Origin of the sequence: Gordonibacter sp. 28C (genome assembly GCF_003339845.1) — a bacterium.
Taxonomy (GTDB): domain Bacteria; phylum Actinomycetota; class Coriobacteriia; order Coriobacteriales; family Eggerthellaceae; genus Gordonibacter.
In genome coordinates this window covers 87,557-109,377 of the sequence record NZ_PPTR01000005.1, presented here as the reverse complement: position 1 = coordinate 109,377, position 21,821 = coordinate 87,557, and the positions used below count along the sequence as shown (strand labels likewise).

The 21,821-nt window shown below is 67.2% G+C and carries 21 protein-coding genes; 8 read left to right on the top strand and 13 right to left on the bottom strand.

What is annotated here, in order from left to right; translation table 11 throughout:
* Positions 1-201: 201 nt before the first annotated feature.
* From C1878_RS08075 to C1878_RS08040, 8 genes are all read right to left on the bottom strand, one after another.
* Positions 202-1,506 carry a serine/threonine-protein kinase gene (locus C1878_RS08075; RefSeq protein WP_158539761.1) on the bottom strand — a complete coding sequence of 435 codons (1,305 nt, stop codon included), beginning with the start codon at positions 1,504-1,506 and terminating at the stop codon, positions 202-204.
* 65 nt (positions 1,507-1,571) lie between these two features.
* Positions 1,572-1,991: an XRE family transcriptional regulator gene (locus C1878_RS08070; protein ID WP_114601101.1), complete on the bottom strand. Its 420-nt coding sequence runs from the start codon at positions 1,989-1,991 to the stop codon at positions 1,572-1,574.
* Between the two features lie 104 nt (positions 1,992-2,095).
* Complete coding sequence (locus tag C1878_RS08065) at positions 2,096-2,806, bottom strand: FxLYD domain-containing protein (RefSeq protein ID WP_114601100.1); 711 nt, start codon at positions 2,804-2,806, stop codon at positions 2,096-2,098.
* 167 nt (positions 2,807-2,973) lie between these two features.
* Positions 2,974-3,834 carry an aldo/keto reductase gene (locus tag C1878_RS08060; protein WP_114601099.1) on the bottom strand — a complete coding sequence of 287 codons (861 nt, stop codon included), beginning with the start codon at positions 3,832-3,834 and terminating at the stop codon, positions 2,974-2,976.
* A 167-nt stretch (positions 3,835-4,001) separates the two neighbouring features.
* Complete coding sequence (locus C1878_RS08055; protein ID WP_114601098.1) at positions 4,002-5,168, bottom strand: iron-containing alcohol dehydrogenase; 1,167 nt, start codon at positions 5,166-5,168, stop codon at positions 4,002-4,004.
* Between the two features lie 69 nt (positions 5,169-5,237).
* A complete protein-coding gene (locus tag C1878_RS08050) occupies positions 5,238-5,426 on the bottom strand; it encodes a hypothetical protein (RefSeq protein WP_114601097.1) in 189 nt (62 codons plus the stop codon).
* Positions 5,427-5,431: 5 nt separating this feature from the next.
* Positions 5,432-5,986 (bottom strand): cyclophilin-like fold protein, encoded by a 555-nt coding sequence (locus C1878_RS16735; protein ID WP_199519311.1) that lies wholly within the window; start codon positions 5,984-5,986, stop codon positions 5,432-5,434.
* A gap of 28 nt (positions 5,987-6,014) precedes the next feature.
* The gene (locus tag C1878_RS08040; protein ID WP_114601096.1) at positions 6,015-6,956 is read right to left on the bottom strand and encodes an alpha/beta hydrolase; all 942 of its coding nucleotides are present in this window, start codon (positions 6,954-6,956) and stop codon (positions 6,015-6,017) included.
* A 329-nt stretch (positions 6,957-7,285) separates the two neighbouring features.
* Here C1878_RS08040 and C1878_RS08035 point away from each other — a divergent pair, with 329 nt between their 5' ends.
* From C1878_RS08035 to C1878_RS08025, 3 genes are all read left to right on the top strand, one after another.
* Positions 7,286-8,533 (top strand): MFS transporter, encoded by a 1,248-nt coding sequence (locus C1878_RS08035; RefSeq protein WP_114601095.1) that lies wholly within the window; start codon positions 7,286-7,288, stop codon positions 8,531-8,533.
* Positions 8,534-8,633: 100 nt separating this feature from the next.
* Positions 8,634-9,017 carry a MerR family transcriptional regulator gene (locus tag C1878_RS08030; RefSeq protein ID WP_114601094.1) on the top strand — a complete coding sequence of 128 codons (384 nt, stop codon included), beginning with the start codon at positions 8,634-8,636 and terminating at the stop codon, positions 9,015-9,017.
* A 190-nt stretch (positions 9,018-9,207) separates the two neighbouring features.
* Entirely contained in the window at positions 9,208-10,314 is a 1,107-nt protein-coding gene (locus tag C1878_RS08025; protein WP_199519310.1) for an aldo/keto reductase, read from the top strand.
* 240 nt (positions 10,315-10,554) lie between these two features.
* On the opposite strand, the gene C1878_RS08020 is transcribed toward C1878_RS08025, so the two are convergent.
* The 3 genes from C1878_RS08020 to C1878_RS08010 form a co-directional block, all read right to left on the bottom strand.
* The gene (locus C1878_RS08020; protein ID WP_114601093.1) at positions 10,555-11,727 is read right to left on the bottom strand and encodes an iron-containing alcohol dehydrogenase; all 1,173 of its coding nucleotides are present in this window, start codon (positions 11,725-11,727) and stop codon (positions 10,555-10,557) included.
* Positions 11,724-12,569: an aldo/keto reductase gene (locus C1878_RS08015; protein ID WP_114601250.1), complete on the bottom strand. Its 846-nt coding sequence runs from the start codon at positions 12,567-12,569 to the stop codon at positions 11,724-11,726. The genes C1878_RS08020 and C1878_RS08015 overlap by 4 nt, the downstream gene beginning before the upstream one ends.
* An 84-nt stretch (positions 12,570-12,653) precedes the next feature.
* The gene (locus tag C1878_RS08010; RefSeq protein WP_114601092.1) at positions 12,654-12,887 is read right to left on the bottom strand and encodes a hypothetical protein; all 234 of its coding nucleotides are present in this window, start codon (positions 12,885-12,887) and stop codon (positions 12,654-12,656) included.
* Positions 12,888-13,018: 131 nt separating this feature from the next.
* On the opposite strand from C1878_RS08010, the gene C1878_RS08005 reads away from it, so the two are divergent.
* The 5 genes from C1878_RS08005 (at position 13,019) to C1878_RS07985 (ending at position 20,018) form a co-directional block, all read left to right on the top strand.
* Positions 13,019-13,903 (top strand): LysR family transcriptional regulator, encoded by an 885-nt coding sequence (locus tag C1878_RS08005; protein WP_114601091.1) that lies wholly within the window; start codon positions 13,019-13,021, stop codon positions 13,901-13,903.
* Between the two features lie 256 nt (positions 13,904-14,159).
* The gene (locus C1878_RS08000) at positions 14,160-15,503 is read left to right on the top strand and encodes an MFS transporter (RefSeq protein WP_167510324.1); all 1,344 of its coding nucleotides are present in this window, start codon (positions 14,160-14,162) and stop codon (positions 15,501-15,503) included.
* Between the two features lie 53 nt (positions 15,504-15,556).
* Positions 15,557-17,413, top strand: coding sequence for a glycoside hydrolase family 2 protein (locus tag C1878_RS07995; protein WP_114601089.1), 1,857 nt, complete (start codon positions 15,557-15,559; stop codon positions 17,411-17,413).
* On the top strand, positions 17,410-18,645 hold the full coding sequence (locus C1878_RS07990; RefSeq protein WP_114601088.1) for a galactokinase family protein: 1,236 nt from the start codon (positions 17,410-17,412) through the stop codon (positions 18,643-18,645). Before C1878_RS07995 ends, C1878_RS07990 begins: the two co-directional genes overlap by 4 nt.
* Positions 18,642-20,018, top strand: coding sequence for a UDP-glucose--hexose-1-phosphate uridylyltransferase (locus C1878_RS07985; protein WP_114601087.1), 1,377 nt, complete (start codon positions 18,642-18,644; stop codon positions 20,016-20,018). Before C1878_RS07990 ends, C1878_RS07985 begins: the two co-directional genes overlap by 4 nt.
* On the opposite strand, the gene C1878_RS07980 is transcribed toward C1878_RS07985, so the two are convergent.
* Both C1878_RS07980 and C1878_RS07975 read right to left on the bottom strand, forming a co-directional pair.
* Positions 20,015-21,070 carry a DUF362 domain-containing protein gene (locus C1878_RS07980; RefSeq protein ID WP_241963662.1) on the bottom strand — a complete coding sequence of 352 codons (1,056 nt, stop codon included), beginning with the start codon at positions 21,068-21,070 and terminating at the stop codon, positions 20,015-20,017. The two genes, C1878_RS07985 and C1878_RS07980, sit on opposite strands and share 4 nt — an antisense overlap.
* 2 nt (positions 21,071-21,072) lie before the next feature.
* Positions 21,073-21,762, bottom strand: a complete 690-nt coding sequence (locus C1878_RS07975) for a flavodoxin (RefSeq protein ID WP_114601086.1) — start codon at positions 21,760-21,762, stop codon at positions 21,073-21,075.
* Positions 21,763-21,821 lie beyond the last annotated feature (59 nt).

Below are 21,821 nucleotides of genomic sequence, written 5' to 3'. Positions count from 1 at the left end.
GGGAAGGGAGAGAGGCGCGTTGCGCCCGCCGGCCCCGGCGGCCGGCCGTCCGTCCCACTCTATCCCTGCCTCGACGACTGCCGAAGCGCAAAAGCCCATCGTCAACGGCCCGAAGCGCTTCCGTTGCCAGCACCCCGGGCGTGCGGCAGAATCGCCCGACGACACCTGCGGAAGAAAACGGCGAAGGCGATGAAGGCCCGCCTACCCGGCAGCCAGGTTCACGTCCACCGGAGGGAAGAACTGCCCCGTCACCATGAACACCGCCAACCCTGCAAGAAACACGACGAAGCACACGGCCATATCGCGCTCTATGGGAATGCTCAGCAGCCGCGGGACGAAGCGCCCCAAGGGGCGGCGATCCGAAACGAGGTAGAGAACCGGTCCCACCACGAGCAGCACGAGGCTGCCGTACGAGAGGGCTCGCAAGCCGAGCGGCGCCGCCGCGTACTGCGCCGACCCTTGGGCGGGATCGATCGTCTGGATGACCGCCACGACGCACAGCAGCGCGAAGAACGCAGCCAGCAGCACGTCCCAGACGACTCCGAGCGCAAAGGGCACGCGGGACAGCATGCGCCCGAGCGTCGTGTGGGGGACCCTGCGCTTCTCCACGGAGCCCGTCCGCGGATCGCCGGTCGCCGCCTCTCGCAAGGGATCCTGCATAGGCGCGGGATCTGCGGCCTCCGAAAGCGCGTCCGCGATACCCGAGCACCTGGCCGCCGCGTGGAAGGCCCGTTCCAACTCGACGACGCTCCCGTAGCGGTCGGCCGGATCGAATGCGGTCGCCCTCACGATGACCGCGCGCATCGGCTGGGGCACGCGCGCATCGTGGAATCCGTTTTTGCGCGCCTTCGCATCGGGGGTTTTCTCCGTCAAGCAGAAGTACAGCAGCATCCCCAGTGCGTAGACGTCCGAGCGCACATCGGTCTGTCCGTAGCCGAACTGCTCGGGCGGCGCGTAGGCGCGGGTGCCGAAGCGGCGCGTGTCCTCGTCGGCTCCGTCGTTGAACGTGCGGGAAATGCCGAAGTCGATGACGGTGAGGCTGCTGCTCGTCAACATGATGTTCGACGGCTTGAGGTCGCGGTGAATGATGGGCGGGTCGAACCCCTCGTGCAGCTCGCTCACCGCTTCGCAGAGCTTGGGGAACACGTCGCACGCCAACTCGACGGAAGGGTCGCAGCGGTACACCACGTCTGCGAGCGTCTCGCCTCGCACGTACTCCATGACCACGGCTCGCCGCTCCCCCGCCGTATAGCAATCGACGATAAGCGGCACGTGGAGGAACCGGCGGCCGGAGCGCTGCGCTTTCATAATGCGCTCGTACGCCAAACCGAGCCCCGCATCGCCGTCGAGGTACTTGCGCACGTACGGGCCCTGCTCGGCGCCGTTCGCGCCCACGAAGAAGACGCGCTGGGTCGTCTCGAACGCGCTGTCTTTCAAGACGGCGTCGACACGGTAGCAATCGTCGCGCGCAAGGGCATCGAGATGTTCGGTAAGTTCGTCTGGCATAGTGGTGTCCATGGTACCAGATGATGTCGAAAGCGCTCTTGAACGATGCCGATTCGCTTGCGGCATCAGCAGATCGTGTCTTCACCGAACCGGTAAAGCTCCTCGTCGGTTTTCTGCAGCCCGTATCCGCGGTCGAGGCAGAAGATGATGATGGCGTCGCGCCGGTTCTTGCAGTACAGCTCGTTGACGCCCGCCGCCTGCAGCAACCGATCGGCCTCTTTGAGCGAGAGGCCCATGGCGAAAACCAACTGTAGCACCTTGTTGCGCGAAGCGCCGCGCTGCCCCATGAATATCTGGTACCCGAACGTCTCGTTGAGTCCGGCCTTTCGCACGACCTCGGCGCGTTCGAGCCCCTTCTCGTCGAGAAGCTGCTGCAGGTAGCTGGACAAGCTGCGCCCCTTGATGCGGTGATCGTCCGCGAATGTTTTGGGATCGGGAGCATCCAGCAGCTCTTGCAGCAACTCGTCGGTCAAGGGTTCTTTCACGCGGCGCTTCCTTTTCCTTTGCTTTGTTTTCCGACTCATAGTATCAAACTATGCCTAAACGGGGTTTTCCATAAAGAGGCGAATGCTGAACCCACGAGAAGACGTCACCAACCGCTCACATCAGTGAGCTTGTACGACGCCACTTCTACACCGTCGTTGACGAAGCCGGACGCCTCGAAGTTCCATGAATCTCCGTCTGCAAGGGTGCCGGTACTCGCCCAGGCATCTCCCACCTTCGTTCCATTCCCATCGTAGAGGGCGTATTCAAGCGAGACGTAGTTCATCTTCTTGCCCGACGTGTTCTGAAACGTGCCTGCGACCGAGGCAATTCCATATTCGTCTGTGGAGCCGCTTTCGTTGGTTACGACGTACTTCTGGGTCGGAGCCTCCATCGCGGCACCGGGCGAAGCCGATGAGCTTTGCGGGCTGGATTCTTGGTTCGAAGTAGAACCGCTTGATCCTTCTTCGATCGACACGCTGTTAAAACTCTCTTCGATAGCAGCGCTGTATATGCTTTGGGATGCCAACACAATGACAAAGGCGAGCGCGCTCGTCACCAATCCGGCTATCGCAAAAGCCCTTCCCTTGCGCGTTTCGCGCACGGTGGCGTGCAATCCGACAATACCGAAAACTATACCTAAAATAGCGAGAAGAAAGGAGAAATTGTTGATGATGGGTATGGCCGACGTGACCAAAGCAACAACACCCAGCACCAAGCTCGTCACGGCCATCGCCGAGGTAGAAAGCGCGGTATTCCGAGCAGGCGGCGCGTAAGGAAGATTGTTTCCTCCGCCCGGATAAGGATATTCGCTCATGTGGTTCCTTTCGTCGTATAGGCTTACGGCCTCTTTGTTGGAAGTACCATGCCTATGCTAGGAAAACCTCCCATCAAAAACATTAGCTGCCAGCTAAATAATGTGAGACTAAGAAAAAGGCCCGCGCAAGCGGGCCTGAACGAAGCGGTTTCGTGACGCGACGTATCCTAGAAGTCTATGGTGTCGGGGTCCAGGCCGCTTTGGCCCAGGGGGTCCAGCTCGTCGATGCGCTGCAGGTCCTCGTCGGTGATGTTGAACCAGAACACGCGGGCGTTCTCGGCGATGCGGCCCGCGTTCGTCGACTTCGGCAGCGGGATGGCGCGGCGCTGCAGGCACCAGCGCACGCACAGCTGCGCGACCGTGCAGCCGTAGGAGGCGGCGATGTCGATGAGCAGCTGGTTCTCCAGCACGCGGCCCGAGCCGAGCGGCGACCACGCCTCCACCACGATGTCGTTGCGGTTGCAGAAGTCGCGCGTGGCCTGCTGGTTGCAGCCGGGATGCAGCTCTATCTGGTTCACCATGGGCAGGATCTCGGCGGCGTCCATAAGGGGCTCCAAGTGGTGCGGCTTGAAGTTGCTCACGCCGATGGCGCGCACCTGGCCGTCGAGGTAGAGCGTCTCGAGGGCGCGCCACGTCTCCTGGTTCGTGCGCTGCCAGTCCTCGTCGGAACCCTGCGCGGCGGGCCAGTGGATGAGGTAGAGGTCCACGTAGTCCAGGTGCAGCTTCTTGCGCGACTCCTCGAACGCCTTGAGCGCGGGCTCGTAGCCGCGGTCGGTGTTCCACACCTTCGTGGTTACGAACAGCTCCTCGCGCGCGAGCCCCGACGTGGCCAGCGCCTTGCCCACCGTGTCCTCGTTGTCGTAGAACGCCGCCGTGTCGATGTGGCGGTAGCCGTCCTCGAGCGCCTGGTGCACCGCGTCGACGCCCACTTCGCCGTCCGGCATCTTGTACGTGCCGAAACCGACGCAGGGCACGCCGTAGCCGTTGCGCAGGGTTATCCGGTCTTGCTGGCTTTGCAGGTCTGCCATGAAATGCCTCCTCGTTCGCAGGCGGCGCCACCCCGAGCGCGCGGATCGCGTTTCGCCTTCGCTTTGTGTATGCGCACCACGATACCCGTTTGCCGCCGCCGCGTCCTCCGTGCTTCCGAATCGTCACGCGCCCGTAGGCGGGAGGTGCGGAAACGGGGCCGAGCGCTTTAGAGGCTCGCCTTGAGCACTTCGACCACCTCGGCGCGGTCGAGCGCGTGGTAGCCGCCCTCCATGATGAAGGTGGCGTCCGCTATGCCGTCGACCATGTCGTCGGTCACGCCCAGCTCGGCCAGTCTCATGACGCAGCCGATCTCGCGCATCCACGCCTCCAGCGCGTCGACGCCCGCGGCGGCCAGCTGCTCGTCGGACTTGCCCGACGCGTCCACGTCCCACACCGTGCGCGCGAACCGGGCGAACTTCTCCAAACCGTACGGCATGATCAGGCAGTAGTACGCCGGCGACACCGCCGAGAGCGTCATGCCGTGCGTGGCGTCGGTGTAGGCTCCCACGGCCTGGCCTATCATGTGCACCTCCCAGTCGGTGGACTTGCCCTTGGCCACCAGCGTGTTGAGCGCCCACGTGGCCGTCCACATGATGTTGCTGCGCGCCTCGTAGTCGCGCGGGTCCCGCACGGCGATGCGCGACGAGTGCACGAGCGAGCGCATGAGCCCCTCCATGAGGTAGTCGGAGGTGTTGTCGTCCTCTCCCGAGAAGTACTGCTCCAAAAGATGGGACATAACGTCGAAGATGCCCGCGACCATCTGGTAGCGCGGCACCGTGTAGGTGAGCTCGGGGTTCAGGATGGCGAACCTCGGCATCACCTCGTCGCCGAACACGTGGCCGATCTTGAGCTTGGCCTCGTGGTTCGTGATGACCGCGCCGGCGTTCATCTCGGACCCGGTGCCCACCATGGTGAGCACGCTGCCCACGGGCACGATAGCGCACTCCGGCTCCTCCATGCGCAGGTAGTACTTCTCCCATGGGTCCTCGTCGCAATGCACCGAGACGGACACGGCCTTCGCGTAGTCGATGACCGAGCCGCCGCCCACGGCCAGGATGAGGTCGACCTTGTTGGCGCGGGCCAGATCGCGACCCTCGAGCAGCTTCTCCACCGTGGGGTTCGGCATGACGCCCGCGTCCTCCACCACGGTTTTGCCGCAGTCCTCGAGGATGGCCGTCACGCGGTCGTACAGCCCCGTCTTCTTGATCGAGCCGCCGCCGTAGGCCAGCTGGACGGTCGGGCCGTGCTTCGCCAGCTCCTCGCGCAGCCCCTCGAGCGCGTCGGGGCCGAAGTGGAGCCGGGTGGGGTTCGCGTATTCGAAATTTCCGAGCATGTTCGCATCTCCTTATCATTGGTTCGCTTTGCGTTCCGCGCCATCGTAAGTCTTGAAGTTAACTCGAAGTCAAGCGGTGGGCGGACGGTTTCTCGCACTCCACATCTCCGCGCCCGCCTTCAGATGCGCAGCGTTCTCGGTCGCGGCCTCGTCTACAGCGGAGCATCTGCCGAGCTGCGTCGTCATGCCCAGCCCGGCGGCTCCCGCCACGAACGTGCGGCGGTCCAGCAAGCGGCCGCGCCTCAGCATCTCGTCCATCGCCCTCACGCCCGCTCGAACGTCACGCGGACGCTCGCCGCGTCGGCCACGGATGCCAGCGCGCTTGGATCGTCCACCCGCCCGAGGCGCGTGTAGCTGTACGAGCTGGAGAACGACTCGTAGAACAGCACCACGCCGTCGTCGCCGTACAGCATGAGATCGCCCGCCTCGATGCGGCCGGGAGCGGAGGCGTGCGAAGGCAGCGGGTCGGCCAAGGCGGCGAACTTCTCGTTGCCGTTGACGTCGAGCATGTCGAGCTCGAGCGGCAGCAGCGCGGCGAAGGCGCGCGCCGTCTCGTTGTCGTCGAGCGTGACCGCGATCTCCTGCCCGTCGATCGTGACCAGCATGCTTCCCACCGCTTCTCCTTCCGCGCCCTCGACGCCTTCCTGCGTGCCCGTCGTCGGCTCCTGCACGGAAGCAGCCCGCTCGCCGCCGGGCGCTTCCTCCGCCGCCGGCGCATCGCCCTGCGGCGCGGGCGCGTCGGACGCGGCGCAACCGCCCAGGGCAAGCCCCGCCGCGAGCAGCAGGGCAAAGGTCGCGGCCTTGCCGGCATTCGCCATATTCGTTCGCATCCTCGCGACCCCCCCCCTACAGCGCTTCGCCGAAGAACGAGGCCAGCTTGTCGAACGGAATGCGGTCCGTGCGGTCGTACAGGTCGATGTGCTCGGCGTCCTGCACGGTGTAGAGCTCCTTGGGCTCGGCCGCGGCAGCGTAGGCGTTCTCGCTGAAGAACCTGCTGTGCGCGCGGTCCCCCACCACGAACAGGATGGGGCGCGGGGAGATCTCGTCGACGAAGTCGAGCAGGCGGAAGTTCAGAAACGGGATATCGCTCGTGGTGGTGAAGCCGCCGCGCGCACGGGGGTGGTGCCCGCGCTCTACCGCGTAGAAGCGCATCCACTCGGCCGCCGGCTCGTCGACGTCGGCGGGCACCTCGTCGAGGGGCTGTTCGGGGAACGCCGGCACGTACTCGGGATACCCGTTCTCCGCGTCGATCCATCGCTGCGCGGCGAGCCGCTCCTTCGCCTGTTGCAAGGCGTCGCCGTCGAGCATCCCGCGCGCCGCCGCCGACATGTCGTACATGCTGCACGTCGCCACCGCCTTGATGCGCACGTCCACCTGCGCGGCGGACAGGGCGAACCCGGCCGATCCGCAGATGCCGATGGCGCCGATGCGCTCGCGGTCGACGAACGCCTGCAAGCCCAGGAAGTCGACGCCGGCGCTGAAGTTCTCCGAGAACAGCTCCGGCGACGAGATGCGGCGGGGATACCCGGCGGACTCGCCCATGAAGGACTGGTCGAAGGTCAGCACGACGAAGCCGCGCCGCGCCAGCTCGTCGGCGTACACGCACGGACCCTGCTCCTTCACCCCGCCGTAGGGCGCGCCCACGATCAAGGCAGAGTGCTGCACGGCGCGGTCCAAACCCTTCGCCGTGTAGAGGTCGCCTGCCAGTTCCAAGCCGAAGCGGTTCTTGTACACGACGGCCTCCCGCAGGACGTCGTCGCCGAGCGTCGCGATGTAGTTATCTCCCATAATGCTCTCCTATCTGCGGATTTTCTTTTCTGCGGAAGAACGTTCCGACGAGCGCCCGAACCCTGCGTCCACCCGGCGCCGAACGCGGCGCGCCGGGTCGTTCCCGCATCCTCCGCACATCCGTTATAGAGGCTGGAGCGCACTTCAGGTCAAAGCCAAAACGCTGCGCATCACGAAACCTCCACGTGCTTCGCAAGGCATCTCGCGCGGTTTTTCAACCTATACGTTTCAGGCATAATGAACGTTTCAATATAGGCATTGGCTATTATCAGGCACGCATAGTACGGTAGCGGAGGAAAGAATCATCGCTCGTCAGAAGGACCGCTGCCATGCACACCGCATCGAATTCCCACTCAACACTCGTCGCCGCGCTGCTCGTGGCCCTGGCGTTCGCGCTCGGGTTCGCCGAGTTCGTGCTCATCGGCATCACGCCGGACGTGGCCGAAGGGCTGGGAGAGCCCCTCACCCTCATCGGCGATATCGTGGGCTACTACGCGCTCGCCTGCGCCGTGGCCACCCCGGTGGTGGCTCTCGCCACGGCGCGCGTCAACCGCTTCAAGCTCACGGCCATGCTGCTCGTCGTGTTCAACGCCGGCAACCTGCTCACCTTGTTCGCGGACGGCTACGCCCTGCTGCTGGTGTCGCGCCTGCTGCCGGCGGCCACGTCCGGCACGCTGCTGGCCATCGCCCTCACCTACGTGCCCGAGATCGTGGACGCGGGGAAGGTGGCGCGCGTGCTGTCGTTCGTGCTGGCCGGCTTCTCGGTGTCGAGCGTCATCGGCGTGCCCATCGGCACCGCGCTCGCCGACGCCTTCGGTTGGAAGGCTGCCTACGCCTGCGTGCTCGCACTCGGCCTGGCGGTGAGCGCGGCGCTGCTGCCGACCCTTCCCCGCAAGGCGCACGCGGCGCACGAGACGGTAACGCTTCGCTCCCAGCTGCGGCTCTTGGGCGACGGGCGTGTGCTGGCCAACATCGCCATGATCTTGGCCGGCGCGGCGTCCACCTACGTGTTCTACACTTATCTCACGCCCGTCCTCGAGGACGTCATGGGCTTCGGCGGCGTCGCCGTGAGCGTCATCCTGCTCGCGCTGGGCGCGGCATGCGTGGTGTCGAACCTGCTGTCGGGGTGGGTGGCGAACCGCTTCGGCATGCGCGCCCTGCCGCTGACCTTCGCCTTGCACGCGGGCCTCTTGGCGCTGCTGGCCGTGACCGTGCCCCTGGGCGGCGCGGGCCTCGCCGACATCGCGTGCGTGTGCCTGCTCATGTACGTGATGAACTCCACCGTGCAGATGCTGTTCCAGGACGTGGCGCGGCGCGACTACCCGAGCGCGCTCACATTCTCCGCTTCGCTGCACCCCATGTCGTTCAACGCCGGCATCGCGCTCGGCTCGTTCGCGGGCGGCGTCGTGGTGAACGCGGGCGGCCTTCTGGCCACGGGACCGATCGGCGCGCTGTTCGCCTTGGTCGCCGCCGTGCTTGCGCTCGCGCTCGTGCGCTTAACGGCGCGAGGTGGCGCGCGGAAGCCCACGACCGTCGAGCATGGGGCACGTGCAACCGCGCCCACTGAAACCAAATAGACCAACTCTTTCACCCGCCGCCTGCCAGCATCCCTCCCTACTGCGGCAGGCGGCGCGGGAACCCCTTGGACGATTGAAACCGACCTTGAAAGGAAACGCCATGCAGATCGCCGAAGTTGCCAAGCGCTACGGGGTGTCCGTGGACACCATCCGCTACTACGAGCGCATCGGCCTCGTCCCCCGCGTCCACCGGCTGCCCAGCGGCATCCGCGACTTCACCGAGCACGACTGCGGCTGGGTGGAGTTCATCCGCTGCATGCGCGACTCGGGCGTGCAGATCGAGGCGCTCGTGGAGTACGTCGCCCTGTTCCAGCAAGGAGAGCACACGGCGGCGGCGCGGCGCGAGATACTGGTGGAGCAGCGCGAGAAGCTGGCCGCGAAGGCCGAGGAGCTGGCCGCCACCATCGAGCGCTTGGACCACAAGCTTGAAAGCTACTACGGCGAGGGCGAGTGCGGCGACGCGGGAGACGAATGGCTCCGCTAGCCGCGGCCCAAGGCGCCACACGCGCTCGCCGCATGGCATCGGTTCTTGCGATTCCTCCCACCGGGCGGGCGGCAGCCCGCCCCTACGGACAACCGGCACCCGCGAACCGCTTGACTTGGAGTCCGCTCTAGGGAATACCATGGTGCGGAATCGAACTTCAAGCGAGACGGCCAAACGAAAGGCAGCACCTATGACCATGAAATACCGCACCTTCCCCCACGGCGGCGAGCGCGCGAGCGTCATCGGCTTCGGCATGGGGTCCATCCACGAAGCGGCCGACGCGCGCGAGATCGAGGCCGCGCTCGAACTGGCGCTGGACGCGGGCGTGAACTTCTTCGACCTGGCGCCCTCCGAGGCCGCCCCCTATGCGCCCTACGGCCGCGTGCTGGCGCTGCGGCGCGACGACGTCCTCACGCAGATGCACCTGGGAGCGGTGTACGGCGCGAACGGCCAGTACGGCTGGAGCCGCGATCTGGACGCCATCAAGCGCCAGTTCGCGCGCGTGCTGGACACGCTGCAGACCGATCATACCGACTTCGGCATCATCCACTGCATGGACGAGGACGACGACTTCGACGCCATGCAGGAGAACGGCATCTGGGACTACGCGCTCGAACTCAAGCGCCAGGGCGTGATCCGCAACCTGGGCTTCTCCTCGCACAACCCCTCCGTCGCCCGGCGCTTCCTGGACACGGGCCTGGTGGACGAGTGCATGTTCAGCGTCAACCCGGCCTACGACTACTCGAAGGGCGCCTACGGGCGGGGCCGCGCGGACGAGCGCATGGACCTGTACTGCGCCTGCGAGCGCGACGGCGTAGGCATCGCCGTCATGAAGGCGTTCGCCGGCGGGCAGCTCTTGGACGCGAAAACCTCGCCGTTCGGCCGCGCGCTCACGAAGGCGCAGTGCATCGCCTACGCGCTGGACAAGCCGGGCGTGGTAACGGTGCTGCCGGGCTTCCGCGACGCCGCCGACGTGGCGGAGATGCTCGCGTTCTGCGACGCGTCCGAGGAGGAACGCGACTACAGCGTCATCGGCACGTTCGCGCCGCAGGAGGCCGAGGGCCGCTGCGTGTACTGCCACCACTGCCAGCCCTGCCCGGAGGGCATCGACGTCGGCATGGTGAACAAGTACTACGACCTGGCCCGCGCAGGCGACGACATGGCAGCCGGCCACTACCGCAAGCTCGCGCTGCACGCGGGCGACTGCGCCGGCTGCGGCCACTGCGACGACCGCTGCCCCTTCGGCGTGCGCCAAAGCGAGCGCATGCGCGAGATCGCCGCGTACTTCGGGGAATAGCTTTCCCCGCCCGCGTCCCCTTTCGGCACGGTCGCGGCGGCAGGTGGAAGGGGCGCGTCCAAGGTAGGAGAAAGCGGAGGGGGCAGGGACGCGCCCTGTGGTTCACCCCGCCAAGGGGGCAACGGATCGGCTTGTCGGCGCACGGCCCCTCGAAGCTTCCCGCAGCCGAGAACGCCGCCGGCCGGCCCGCCATCGGCAAGCCGGCCAAGCGCGAGGCTTCCTCGCGATTCAGGATTGCGCCTACCGGCACATCTTGTAGATGCTCACCACGTCGTCGACGCTCAGGCTGCGCAAACCGGGGATCTCGCCTCCGGCGCAGGCGTGCTTCGCCATGTCCTCGAAGTGCTCGTCATCGATGCCGAAGTGGGAAAGCGTGCTCTCCAAGCCCAGCGTGTCGAAAGCGAATTCGCTCACGCACGCGATCGCCTGGCGGGCGCCTTCTTCGGGGGCGAGACCCTCCTCCACTCCGAACACCGCAGCGCCCAGTCGGTAGATGGCGGGTGCGGTCTGCTCGTTCAAGATGTACTCGAGCCAACGCGGGGTGAGAATGGCCAAGCCGTGGCCGTGCGTGATGTCGTAGTACGCGGACAGCTCGTGCTCCATGAAATGGCACGGGCACGCATGCACCGTCCCCGCGTCGAGGATCGTGTTGAGCGCCAAGGACGACGCCCACATCAGGTTCGCGCGCGCCTCGTAGTTCTCGGGCTCGGCCAGCGCCACCGGCGCCCATTTCACCACCGAGCGCATGACGGCCTCCTGCATCTCCAGGACCACATCGAAGGTGGCCTCGCCGGCGAGGTAGTAGTTGTCCAGAACATGGCTGAAGATGTCGAACGCGCCGCATGCCGTCTGGTACGCCGGCAGCGTGTAGCTGAGCTCCGGGTTCTCGAAGGCGACGCGAGGGATCAGCGCGCTTCCGCCCAGGCCGATCTTCTCGTTGGTGTCCATGTTGGAGATGACGCCCCAGGCGTCCATCTCGGAGCCGGTGGCGGCGTTGGTGAGCACGGCTGCCACAGGCAGGGCGTCGGTCACCCACATGCCGCCCGCCACCAGGGGCCACACGTCGCCGTCCTCGGTCTTCGCCGCGGCGGCGACGCCCTTCGCGCAGTCGATGGCGGACCCGCCGCCCACGGCGAGCACCACGTCGATGCCGTTCTCCTTGCAGATGGCGGCACCCTTGTTGGCGGTCGTGTGACGCGGGTTGGGCTCCACGCCGGCGAGCTCGAACAGCTGCATGCCGGCGCCTTCTAAAAGACCGCGCACCTCGTCGTACAGGCCGCTCTTCTTGATGGAGCCGCCCCCGTACACCATCAGCACCTTCGTGCCGAATGCCGCGAGCTCTTCGGGAAGGTGCTCCAGCTGGCTCTTGCCGAAGTACACCTTATCGGGATTGTGGAAGATGAAGTCGTTCATGTTCTGTGCCTCCTATTGGTTGTCGTTGCTTTTCTTTTCGCCTGGTACCAGCCGAACAGCGATTTGCCGCCGTCGAGGGAGGCGATGTCCGCCATCTCGTCGGCTGACAACTCGAAATCGAATACGTCCCGGTTCTCGCGCATGCGTTCGCGCCGCGCGGTCTTGGGGATCACGCCGATGCCGTTCTGCACCAGGTAGCGCAGCGCAACCTGGCCGGCCGTCTTCCCATGCCCCGCTCCGATGCGGCTCAGCACCGGGTCGGCGAAGATGTCGCGACGGCCTTCGGTGAACGAGCCCCATGCCTGCATGCGCGTCCCGTGTGCTCCCAGATGGCCGCGCAGGCCCATCTGGGAGAAGTAGACGTGCGATTCCACCTGGTTCACGGCAGGGACCACGCTGCACTCGCGCACGAGCGCGTCATAGCGGCGCTCGTCGAAGTTCGACACGCCGATGGCGCGCGCCTTGCCGTCGCGTAGGGCCTCTTCCAACGCGAGGTACATCTCCGCTGCCTGTTCGTAAGGCTCGTGGATCAGCAGCAGGTCAACGTAGTCAGTTTGCAGCAGCTCGAGCGCGCGCTCCACCCCCGCCTTCGCCTTCTCGTACGACGCACAGGGGCGGTTGAGCTTCGTGGTGACGAACATCTCGCTGCGGTCGGCGCCGCTTCTGCGCAGGGCGTTGCCCACGATCTCCTCGTTGTCGTACATGCGCGCGGTGTCGATGAGCCGATAGCCCTCGTCAATCGCGTCGAGAAGGATCCGCTCGCCCTCTTCGCCGCGCACGTCCCACGTGCCGAACCCGACAAGCGGCATCTCCACGCCGTTGTTGAGCTTGATCGATTGCACTCGTGCCTCCTTTCGCGCGGCGCGCCTCTTCATGCGACGAGCCGGGCACTCGAGACGGTCGATGCGCCGCCGGTCGTTCATGGGCTATTCCTCTTTCTTGTTCAGCTCATGCAGCAGGTAGTCCAGACAGTCGATCTTGCGCTGCGCTTGGTGCAACTCGTCGAGCAGGGCGCTACGGTGCCCTTCCAACAGGCGATGCGCACTGGACACGTTGCACGCGCGCACTTGGGACATGCACTGCGAAACAAGCTCGGGGGCGCATCCGGCATCCATCAGGTTCTGGCGCAGGATGCTCTCAACGTCCGATGCCTCGACCATTCCACCACCTCCGTCACGTCGGCCTTGCATTCAACAGTATGTTTTCCCTCTCCAGTAATAGCAAATACTTGTTTTCTATCTCTGATTATTACAAAATGGAATAACTTTGAAATCAAGAGCGAGGAGCAGCCATGGAACTGCGGGTGCTGCGCTACTTTTTGGAAGTCGCGCGCGAGAAGAGCATGACGCGGGCGGCCGTGTCGCTGCACGTGTCGCAGCCCACGCTGTCGAAGCAGCTGAAGGAATTAGAGGACGAGCTGGGACGCAAGCTGTTCGTGCGCAGCAACTACGGCATCAACCTCACCGACGAGGGCATGCTGTTGCGCAAGCGCGCCGAGGACATCCTCGACATGGCGGACAAGACCGCCGAGGAGTTTCGCGCACTCGACGACATCGCCGGAGGCGACATCCGCATCGGGTGCGCCGAGTCCGATTCCATCAAGCACCTCGCCCGCTGCTTCAAGGCGCTGAACGAGCGCTGCCCGAACGTCCGCTACCACCTGTACAGCGGCGACACCGAGGAAGTGGCGTCCCGCCTCGACCGGGGGCTGCTCGATTTCGCCATCGTCGCGCAGGACGTCAACCTGTCCCGTTACAACCATCTGGCGGTGCCCGACCCCGACGTCTGGGGCGTCGTCATGCGCAAGGACGACCCGCTTGCGGCCAAAGAGGCGATCCGCGTCGACGACCTGCTGGACCTGCCGCTCATCTGCTCGCGGCAGGCCTTGACGGAAGACCTTCCCGCGTGGTTCGGCGAGAAGCTCGACCAGGTCAACATCGCGGCGACCATCAACCTCGTGTACAACGCGACGGTCATGGTGCGCGAAGGGCTGGGCTACGCCCTCAGCTTCGACAAGCTGGCGAACACCGGTGCGGACAGCGACCTGTGCTTCCGACCGCTCGAGCCCGCCCTCCGCACGGGCATGAACATCGTTTGGAAGCAGTACCAGCAGTTCACGCCGATTGCGCGACTTCTTCTGGACGAGATGACGAGCCGCTACGCTCCGGCAAGGTAATGGAAGCATCGTCGGCGCATCCCTGCGCTAGAGGTCACCGGCGCCCAGCGCCACACGGGCGAGGCCGGAATCGCCATGGTTGGCACCGCACGAGATCCTTCGGCTTCCGCAGCTCCGCCGCCAGCGCTCAGGATGACAGACTGGTCGACCGACTCGGAAGCAACCGCGCACCTCATAGCCCCTGTCGCGTGCAGGGCGGGGCGTTATCTTGTAGGATGGCATCAGGTTGTTTTTCCTCGAGAGAATCGACGTGACCATGCTTGCCGACAAGACCGCCCTGCCCCGCCCCGACCTGACGAAGAAGTCGTGGACGCTCATCATCCTGCTGTCGTTCTTCGGGCAGGTGGCCTGGGCTCTCGAGAACAACTTCTTCAACCTGTTCATCCAAGATGTGTTCGGCGCGTCGCTGTCCGACGTGGCGCTCATGGTGTCGGCCTCGGCGCTGACCGCGACGGCCACCACGCTGTTCGTGGGCGCATGGTCGGACCGCGCGGGGAAGCGCAAGGCGTTCATCGGCGCAGGCACGATCCTCTGGGGCCTGTCCATCATCGTGTTCGCCTACTTGCAGACCATCTCGTTCGCGCTGGCCGGCTCGACGGCGGCGGCGATGGCGTTCGGCGTGACGCTGACCATCGTGTTCGACTGCGTCATGACGTTCTTCGGCAGCCTGGCGAACGACTCGTGCTTCAACGCGTGGGTCACCGACATCACCACCGAGAAGAACCGCGGCAAGGTGGAGGGCGTGAACTCGGCCATGCCGCTGCTGGCGATGCTGGCGGTGTTCGGCGGCGCGATGTTCCTCATGATCGTGCGGCCCGACGGCACGGTGACCTACGACTACCCGCTGTTCTTCATCATCATAGGAAGCGCCGTGGTGGTGCTCGGCATCGCGGTGCTGCTGCTCATGCAGGACTCCGCTCCCGAGCGGCGCGAGGAGGGCGGCTACCTGGCCAGCGTGCTGTACGGCTTCCGGCCGCGCGCGGTGACCGAGAACAGGATGCTGTACCTCGTGCTGCTGGCCTACCTCGTGTTCGCCACCGCGCTGCAGGTGTTCATGCCCTACTACGTGCTGTACCTGCGGCTCCCCTACATCCTAGGCGAGAACTACGTGTTCGTGATGGCGCCGGGCATCGTCATCGCCGCCGTGTTCACCATCCTGTACGGCAAGCGGGTCGACCGGCACGGCTTTTTGCGCTCGGTGATCGTGCCGTTGGCGCTGTTCGTGGCGGGGTGCCTCGCGCTCACGCTGCTGACGAGCGCCGCGGGCGTGTTCGCGGGGTCGGTGCTCATGCTGTGCGGCTACCTGGGCGCGGTGGCGTGCTTCGGCGCCGAGGTGCGCAACAACACGCCCGCCGGCCACGTGGGGATGTTCCAAGGCGTGCGCATCTTCATGGCGGTGCTCGTCCCCATGCTCGTGGGGCCGTGGATCGGGTCGGCCTTGAGCGCGACGTCGGACGTCATCGGGTTCGGCGTGGTGGGCGACGGGTTCACGCCCTCGTCGCTCATATTCCTCGGGGGCGCCGTCGTGGCGCTGCTGACGTTCGCCGTGCTGCCGTTCGTCCGCGCGCAAAGGCGGCGCGAGCATCGGGAAACGTCCTAATTGGGGACTGTCCCCCATTAGGACGAAGACAGCGCGAGGGAGGAGAAGCGGCCATGCTGGACATCAAGCGCGTCATCGCGAGCGCGCCGCGCAAGCCGGAGCACGCGGAGCTGCGGCCGCTGACCACGCCGTGGAGCGAGCAGGCGGCCGCGGGCGGCGGGCGGGAGGGGCTGCATCCGCACCCGCAGTTCGCCCGCGCTACGTTCGAGACGCTCGACGGATGGTGGGACTACGCCATCGTCGGCGCCGGCGACGCCGCGGAACAGGCCTGGCGCGACGCCGCACCGCCGGACGCATGGGACGGGCGCATCCTGGTTCCTTTCTCGCCGGAGGCGCCGCTGTCGGGCGTCGGTCGGCAGCTTCAGCCGGATGAGCTTCTGTGGTACCGCCGCACGTTCGCCGCACCGTCCGACACGGACGCAGAGGGCGGGCGGCGCTGCATCCTGCACTTCGAAGCGGTGGACCACGCGTGCGCGTGCTACGTGAACGGCGTGCGCGCGGGCGAGCACGTAGGAGGCTACCTGCCGTTCGCGCTCGACGTCACCGATGCGATGGCCCCCGGCGAGAACGAGCTGGCCGTGTGCGTCTGGGACCCGAGCGACGCGGGCATGCAGCCGCGCGGCAAGCAGCGGATCGAGCGCGGGGGCATCTGGTACACCGCGCAGAGCGGCATCTGGCAGAGCGTGTGGCTGGAGGCAGTGCCGGACGCGCGCATCGAGCGCGTAGACATCGACGCGAGCGCCGAAGGACGGCTCGCGATCAAGGCAGAGGTGCGCGGCGCGGCGACGCACGGTGGCGAGCTGGCCGTGTGGGTGCTCGACGGCGGCGCGGAGGTGGCATGCGCGTCCGCAGCGCCCTCGACCGACGGGACATGCGAGCTTGCGCTCGACGTGGCGCGACCGCACCTGTGGAGCCCCGACGACCCGCACCTCTACGACCTGGAGCTAGCGTACGGCAGCGACCGCGTGGATAGCTACTGCGCGTTTCGCACGGTGAGCGTGGAAGCGGACGGGCGCGGCGTGCCGCGGCTGTTCCTCAACCGCGAGCCCGTGTTCCTGCGCGGCGTGCTGGACCAGGGCTACTGGCCCGACGGCCTCATGACCGCGCCGTCGGACGAGGCGCTGGTCTTCGACGTCCAGACGATGAAAGACCTCGGGTTCAACCTGCTGCGCAAGCACATCAAGGTCGAATGCGACCGCTGGTACTACCATTGCGACCGGCTGGGCATGCTCGTGTGGCAGGACATGGCAAGCGGCGGCGCGACCCCGAGCCCGTGGCACTCCAGCTACAAGCCGACGTTCTTCCGCGGCTCGTGGGGGCGCTACGCCGACGACGACCCGCGCCACTTCCCCGGGCTCGCCTCTGACAGCGCGGCGTTCCGCGCCGAGTGGACCGACGCGTGCGCGGGCACGGTGCGCCGCCTGGCGAACCATCCCTGCATCATGACCTGGGTGCTGTTCAACGAGGCCTGGGGGCAGTTCGACGCGCGCGCCGCCGTGGAGCTGGTGCGGGGGATCGATCCCTCGCGGCCCGTCGACGCGGTCAGCGGATGGTACGACCAGCACTGCGGGGACTTCCTGAGCGTGCACAACTACTTCCGGCCGCTCGAGGTGTACCAGGACGCGGCGCAGCCCCCGCGCGCGTTCGTCATCTCGGAGTTCGGGGGGCTGTCGTGCCACCTTGCCGACCACAGCTCGCTGGCCACGTCGTACGGTTACGCCGCCTGCCCCGACCTCGCGTCGTTTCGGAAAGCCGCACGGGAGACGCTCGCCCAGGCAGACGCGCTCGAAGCAAAGGGGCTCGCGGGCTACGTGTACACGCAGCTGTCCGACGTCGAGGAGGAGACGAACGGGCTGCTGACCTACGATAGGCGCGTGAACAAGCTGGCGAAGGAGGAGGATGCGCGATGATGGGCGCTCAGGAAGCAGGAGACCGGGTTCCCGCCCTCCTGCGCGAGCGGTTCGCCGAGCGCTTCGGAGGCGGAAGCGCCGATCCCCTCGTGTTCGCGTCCGCCCCCGGACGCGTGGAACTGGCGGGCAACCACACCGACCACCAGGGAGGACGCACGATCTCGGCCGCCATAGACCGCCGCGTCCGCGCGCTCGCGGCGCCGAACGGCACCGACGAGATACGCGTGAGCATGGAGGGCTTCGGCGACGTCGCCTTGCGCTGCGACGATCTGGATGCGCGCGGCGGCGAGCGCGGCACGTCGCTCGCGCTCGTGCGCGGCATGGCGGCGGCCTACGCGCGCGCGGGCGGAACGCTCGCCGGGTTCGACGCGGCCACGTGCTCCGACATCCCCGCAGGCGGCGGCCTTTCGTCGTCGGCAGCGTTCGAGGTGCTGTTCGGCGTGCTGCTGCGCGCGCTGTGCGACCCGGCCGGCTCCGCGCCGCCCGACCCCGTGGCGCTGGCGTTGGAGGGAGCTTGGGCGGAGCGGACCTACTTCGGGAAGCCCTGCGGCGTGCAGGACCAGCTGGCGAGCGCACACGGCGGCGTCGCGGCGTTCGACTTCTCCGATGCCATGCCGCGCATCGAGCCCATAGCCTTCGACTGGGACGCATGCGGCTACGCGCTCTGCCTGGTGGACAGCCGGTGCGACCACGCCGCCTACGCGGACGAATACGCGGCCGTTCCCGCCGACATGCGCGCCGTCGCGCGACGCTTCGGGCGCGGCCGATTGGAAGACGTCCCCTATCCCGCGTTCCTCGCACGGCTGGCCGACGTGCGCGAGCGCCTGGGCGACCGCGCGGCGCTGCGCGCGCTCCACTACTTCGAGGAGACGCGGCGCGCGGCCACTCAGAGGCGGGCGCTCGAGAGCGGCGATATCGAGGGCTTCCTCGATGGAGTGCGGCAATCGGGCGCGTCGTCGGCGCAGTTCCTGCAGAACGTGTCGGCGCGCGGCGACGGCTCGGGCGCGCGACAGCCCGCCATGACGGTCCTCGCGCTGTGCGCGCACCTGCTGGACGGGCGCGGTGCGTACCGCATCCACGGCGGCGGGTTCGGCGGCAGCGTGCTGGCCTTCGTGCCGGTCGGGGACGTCGACGCGTTCTGCGAATCGATGAACGGGCTGCTGGGCTACGATGCCTGCCTGCGCGTGAAAGCGGGCGGCCGCGGCGCGCACGCCGAGCGGATCGCCCGATGAGCGCGACGCTTCCTCCGCCCGACGAGGTGCGCGGCACCTTCGACCGCCTGCTCTCGCGCGACGCCGAAACGGCCGTCGCCTACCTGCACGATCTGGGCACGGCCAGCGGCTACCTCAAGACGGAAGCCGTCGCCCGCAACATCTGCTGGACGGGCGAGAGCGCCTACGGCGAGCTCGAGTGCACCGTCAACCTCTCGAAACCCGAGAAGGACCCGCGCGCCATCGCCGCTGCGGCGTCCTCCCCCGCTGCGGGCGCCAAGGCGCGAGCGAACGCCGACGCGCACGCGGGGCAGCCCCCGGCCTGCGGCCCTTCGCGCGTTCCGCAGTGCGACCTCTGCTGGGAGAACGAGGAGTTCCCCGGCGCGCCCGGGCACCCCGCCAAGCCCGGCCTGCGCATCGCCGCCGTCGAGCTGGGCGGCGAGCGGTGGGGGCTGCAGTTCTCGCCGTACGCGTACTTCCCCGAGCACTGCATCGCGCTTTCCGAAGAGCATCGGCCCATGAAGATCGACTCCTCCTGCTTCGAGCGGCTGCTCGACTTCGTCGACCTGTTCCCGTTCTACTTCGTCGGTTCGAACGCGGACTTGCCCATCGTGGGCGGCTCGATCCTCTCGCACGACCACTTCCAGGGAGGGCGTCACACGTTTCCCCTGATGCGCGCGCCCGTCGAACGCACCGTTGCGATTCCGGGATGTCCTGAGGTGCGCGGCGGCGTCGTGCGCTGGCCGGCGTCGGTGCTGCGCCTGGCCTCCCGCGACCGCGCCGCCCTCGCGCGCGGCGCGGCGCGGGTGCTGGACGCGTGGCGGGACTTCTCGAACGAGGCGTGCGGCGTGCGCGCGTTCAGCCGGGGCGCCGACGGCGCGCTCGTGCGCCACAACACGCTCAACCCCATCGTGCACCGCGAGGGCGGCTGCTACGTGATGGACCTCGTGCTGCGCAACAACCGCACGGACGCCGCGCATCCCTGGGGCATCTTCCATCCCGGCGAGGAGCTGCACCACATCAAGAAGGAGAACATCGGCCTCATCGAGATCATGGGGCTGGCCATCCTCCCGCCCCGCCTCGCCCGCGAGCTGCCGGCCGTGCAGCAGGAGCTCGCCCGCGCCGCACGCGAGGGGCGCACGCCGCAGAAGGTCGAAACGCGTCTGACGGCCTGCGAGGCCACCGCGCCCCACGCCCTTTGGGCCGCCGACGTCTACGCCCGCCGCGCTGCGGAATTCGCCGACGAAACGGCGACCCCGTCGCTCTGCCCCATCGTCAAACAGGAGGTCGCCGAAGTATTCGCCGCCGTGCTCGAATCCACCGGGGTTTTCAAGCGCGACGCAACGGGCGCCGCCGGCTGGAGCGCGTTCATCGACGAGCTAGGTACGACTTAGGCGTCCAAGTCCACCAGCTCGTAGCTCTGGCTGCCCAGGCCGATGGCCTCGGCGTGCTCGAGGACGTGCGCTCCGTTGCGCGACTCCATGCGACGCACGAGCGACGCGCCGTCGGGCGCGGCGTACACGAGGTCGACGCAGGCGCGGTCGAGCGCCACCGGGTCCGTCGAGGCCAGGACGCCGATGTCGGCCATGTCCGGCTCGACGGGGCTTGAGTCGCAGTCGCAGTCCACCGACAGGCGGTTCATCACGTTCACGTAGCTCATGCTGCCGGCCATGTGGTCGGCGACCGCCTTGGCGGCCTCGGCCATCGATTCCAGGAAGTCGTCTTGGGCAGGGCTTCCCCAGCTCGTGGTGGACGCGCCGGCGCTGTGGATGAGCAGCTTCCCTTCGCGCGAGGCAATGCCTATGGAGCAGTTCTTGAGCGCGCCGCCGAAGCCGCCCATGGCGTGGCCCTTGAAGTGCGCGAGCGACACCACGTGGTCGTAGTCCGCCAGGTGCGCGCCCACCAGGTCCTCGGTGAGGTGCGCGCCGCCCGCCACCGGCAGGCTCATCGAGCCGTCGGCGTCCATGATGTCCACCTCGGCGACGGCCGTGAAGCCGTGCTCGACGGCGGCCTGCCGGTGGCTCTCGGTGGTGCCGCGCCGCCCGCCGTAGGCCGTGTTGCATTCCACGATGGTGCCGTTCACCCGATGCACGAGGTCGGCTATCAGGTCGGGCTGCAGGAAGTTGCGTCCACCCGGCTCGCCGGTGGAGAGCTTCACCGCCACGTTGCCCTGCGGCTCGACGCCCAGCGCCTCGAAGGCGCGCAAGAGGCCAGCGGCGCTGATGTCGGCCGTGAAGTACACCTGCGGCGCGCCCTCCGCGGGCTGCGTCGGCTGCGGCGCTTCCTCTGCCAGCTCGGATGTGGCCTCTTGCGACTCCTGGGCAACCGGGGCCGGTACCGGCTCATCTTCGGCGGCGCACCCTGCGAGTGCTCCGCCCGCCATCGCGCTCAAGCCGAGGCCCGCCGACCCCATCAGGAACGTGCGCCTATCAAGTTCGTCCAACATAGTTAGAACTCCAATCTCCCAATCCACGGTTGCACCTTCTCGAGCGCGCCGGGAAGGCTGCCGCGCGTGAGCGCGAGGCTTTCCCGAAGGTCGGCCTCGGGGTACAGTTCGCGGACGTCGGCCAGCGCGCCCTCGATGCCGCTGCCGCCGCTCGTGCAGAACGGTGCGACCGCCTTGCCCGCCAAATCGTGCTGAAGCAGAAACGCGCGCATCACGTTGGGAAGGCGGCCCCACCAGATGGGATGGCCCAGGTACACCGCGTCGTACTCGTCCCAGTTCGGCACCGCACCCGCCAGCTCGGGCACGAAGCCCTCGGCGTTCTCGCGCCGCACCTGCGCGGTGAGCTCGTCGTAGTCGCTCGGATAGGCGTTCGTCGTCTCGATGCGGAACAGATCGGCGCCGGTCGTCTCCGCGATGCGCTCGGCCACCGAGAGCGTGTTCCCCGAAAGGGAGAACACCGCCACGAGCGCGCGCCCGCCGCCCGCTTCGGGCTCGAGTGCCGCCTCGGGCGCTTCGACCGGGCTCTCCGCACCGTCCGATCCCGGCGCTTCGAGCCGATCGGGAGCCTCGGGCGCCGCCGCCGACTCCTCAGCCGCGGCGCATCCGGCGAGCATCCCGCCTGCGAGCACCGCCATGCCGAACCCGACCGACCCCATGACGAAGGTTCGCCGGTCCAACTCGTTTCGCCTCATGTTCGCTTCTCCTCTCGCTTCCGTTCCTTGAGTCTACGACTTTGAGCTGGCTTCAAGTC